Source organism: Noviherbaspirillum sp. ST9, assembly GCF_048799745.1.
Lineage (GTDB): Bacteria > Pseudomonadota > Gammaproteobacteria > Burkholderiales > Burkholderiaceae_D > Noviherbaspirillum.
Window position 1 is genome coordinate 1 of record NZ_JBLWFR010000187.1, and the last position, 548, is coordinate 548.

Annotated in this window: 1 protein-coding gene; it reads left to right on the forward strand. The window is 38.1% G+C overall.

Annotated elements, in window-relative coordinates:
- Positions 1 to 548: hypothetical protein (locus tag ACNOHI_RS25440; protein ID WP_420477508.1), on the forward strand; the 548-nt coding region annotated here is incomplete at both ends.

A 548-nucleotide genomic window follows, 5' to 3' on the forward strand; every position in this document is an offset into this window, starting at 1 on the left:
ATCCTGTTTTTCACCCAAATGTCGATTGGTTTGATCTTGTTTTAAAACCTTATGCTTTTCAGCAACAGCATAACTTCAACATCGGAGGGGGAAATAAAGATACCCGTTATTTTATTTCGCTCGGTTATTTCGATCAGAATGGTTCATATAATGTGCAAGATGTTCAAAAGGACTATTCTGCAAATCCGAGATATCAACGATATAACGTAAGGTCCAATTTTGATATTGACTTTAATAAAGATTTTTCTGCGTCCATTAAGTTGGGTGGTCAGTTCGCTAATTCTAACTATCCGGGACAAGGGGCCGGCGAGGTTTTCTTTAGGATACTAAGTGCTAACCCCCTTATGAATCCCGCCGTAATCGACGGTAAAATGATTAGCTCAGTAGAGGGCACTCCAAGTACCACAGGAAATCCTTTAGCATTTATTGCAAACAGCGGTTATCAAAACAATTTCAACAGTACCTTAAATACCAATATAAGTTTGCAGCATAAGCTGAATTTCATTACACAAGGACTTAAAGTAAGGGCAATGCTTTCTTACGATAAC